Origin of the sequence: Halomonas sp., assembly GCF_052095695.1 — a bacterium.
Taxonomy (GTDB): domain Bacteria; phylum Pseudomonadota; class Gammaproteobacteria; order Pseudomonadales; family Halomonadaceae; genus Vreelandella.
In genome coordinates, this window is the sequence record NZ_JBQDLQ010000171.1 from 1 (window position 1) to 2588 (window position 2588).

Below are 2588 nucleotides of genomic sequence, written 5' to 3' on the forward strand. Positions count from 1 at the left end.
CCGACCACCGCGGCATTACCGTTGAGTTTCGCGGCGACCCTAACCAAGACCAGCAGTTGCGCAGAGCAGGCCTCTATCTGGGTGCCGATTGGGACGAGCGCTTTGCGGGCACCTGCGCCGTGGGCACCTGCTTGCACGACCGCCAAGCAATCATTTGTCACCGCCAGGAGCACTTCGACGCCTCGCATATTTCGCTCACCTGCACCGCCGCCCCTATCGCCGACCCCCAGGGCAATGTGATGGCCGTGCTGGATATCTCGGCACTGCAATCGCCTGCTCAGCATGAGAGCCAAAATTTTAGTCTCTCGCTGGTGACGCTCTATGCGCGCATGATTGAGGATGCCTATTTTCTGCAGCGCTACCGGGACTGCCTGATGGTGCGCCTGGACACTTCGCGGGAGTTTGTGCACGTTAACGGACGCGGGCTCATCGCCATTGAAGAGAACGGGCAAGTGATTGCCGCCAATGCGATAGGCCGCGAATTGATTGCCGAACACCAGCGCCGCTGGCCGCCCTGGTCGCTGAACCCTACGCCCATGCTAGGAGAGTTATTCGAGTGTGATATCGCCGATGTTCTTAGCATCAACAGCGCCACCGACGATCAGCTGCGCGCTTTTCGTGCCAGAGTCGACAACACCATTTATTTTATTAGCCTGCTGGAACCACGCCGCCCTCGCCCGGCTCAAGCGCAACCGGCTCCCTCCGGCCTTCTGGAGCCACTGGTTCGGCTGGGCGGTGACGATCCTGCTATGCGCAAGGTGCAGAAGCTAGCGGATAGGCTGCGTAACGAAACCAGAGTCAATGTACTGATTAGCGGAGAAACCGGCACGGGCAAAGAGGTCGTTGCCCGTGCCCTGCATGATAGCGGCAATCGGTCTAAGGGCCCCTTTATTGCGGTTAACTGTGCTGCAATCCCGGAAGCACTCATCGAGAGCGAACTGTTTGGCTATGAACCCGGCGCCTTTACCGGTGGGCGCGCCAAAGGGATGCGCGGGCTGATTCCCCAGGCCCATGGCGGCACACTGTTTTTGGATGAAATCGGCGATATGCCGCTAGCACTACAAACCCGGCTACTGCGCGTACTGGCAGAACGGGAAGTCATGCCGCTGGGTGCCAATACGCCTGTGAAAGTAGATATACGGGTGATTACCGCCACCCATCGTGATATCGATGCGATGATCCAACAGGGAGAATTTCGCGAAGACCTCTATTACCGCCTTAACGGGGCCCAACTACGCCTGCCCGCGCTGCGCGAACGCGCCGATAAGCTCTACGTGATTCGTCAGGTGTTTAACGACGTGGTCAGCGAACGCGGCGATCGTCATTCGCCCCGCCTACGGGCCGATGCCATCAGCGCCCTGCTCGCCTACGCCTGGCCGGGCAATATCCGCCAGCTAAAAAATGCGCTGACCTTTGCCCTGGCCACCTCGGAAAGCGACGAAATCACCGTTCACGACCTACCCGAACAGTGCCTAAACCAACGCATTACCCGGCAGGCACCTCCCCTGTCTGCAGACGCTCATGGCGACACTGGCCACACACTGCTGGAAATGCTTAAGGAGCACCGCTGGAACATAAGCGCCGTGGCTCGTGAATTGGGGGTTTCGCGGCCCACGGTCTACCGGCAAATGCAGCGCCAAGGCATCGTGCCACCAAATTGGCAGGGGTAAAAAGATACCATAGAGAAGGCTGTTGGCCTTGATGTGCCCCTCACGTACACTTGTTTGAATCCTATAACACGCATTCGACAAGCCGAGGCCCCTTCCATGGCGTTTGACTCCACTTCTTCCTATATTGCCACTGATGCGCTCAAGCAGGCGGTCAATGCTGCCGTGGTGCTTGAGCGGCCGCTGTTGATCAAGGGTGAGCCGGGCACAGGCAAGACCCTGCTGGCCGAAGAATTGGCCGAGTCCTTCGATACCCAACTGATCACCTGGCATATCAAATCCAGCACCAAGGCGTCCCAGGGTTTATACGAGTACGATGCGGTCAGCCGCCTGCGTGACTCGCAGCTGGGTGTTGAAGGCGTGGAGAACGTCGCCAACTACATCAAGCCCGGCAAGCTATGGGAAGCCTTCACCGCTAATGAGCGCGTAGTGCTGCTGATTGATGAAATTGACAAAGCCGATATCGAATTCCCCAACGATTTGCTTCAAGAGCTGGATCGTATGGAGTTTCACGTTTATGAAACCGGTGAAACTATCCGCGCCGAGAAGCGCCCAATTATTATCATTACCTCGAATAACGAAAAAGAGCTGCCGGATGCATTCCTGCGCCGCTGCTTTTTCCACTACATCGAGTTCCCTGACCGCGAAACCATGCAGGCGATTGTCGATGTTCACTTTCCGAATATCGCTCCCAAGCTGGTCAGCGAAGCCTTAGAGGTATTTTTCGAGCTACGTAAAGCGCCAGGGTTAAAGAAAAGACCTTCAACCTCTGAGCTAGTCGATTGGCTCAAGCTACTGATGGCTGACGATATTGCTCAAGAAGCCCTCTACAACCGCGACCCATCCAAAGCGCTGCCCCCAATGGCCGGGGCGCTGGTTAAAAACGAGCAGGACACACACCTACTCGAACGACTGGCGTTT

General features: G+C 57.0%; 2 protein-coding genes. Both read left to right on the plus strand.

The window, feature by feature from the left end; genetic code table 11:
• Nucleotides 1-1670: sigma-54-dependent Fis family transcriptional regulator (locus ACTH5D_RS17750; protein WP_441673544.1), on the plus strand; the 1670-nt coding region annotated here is incomplete at its 5' end.
• A 96-nt stretch (nt 1671-1766) separates the two neighbouring features.
• On the plus strand, nt 1767-2588 hold an 822-nt coding region (locus ACTH5D_RS17755), incomplete at its 3' end, for an AAA family ATPase (RefSeq protein WP_441673546.1).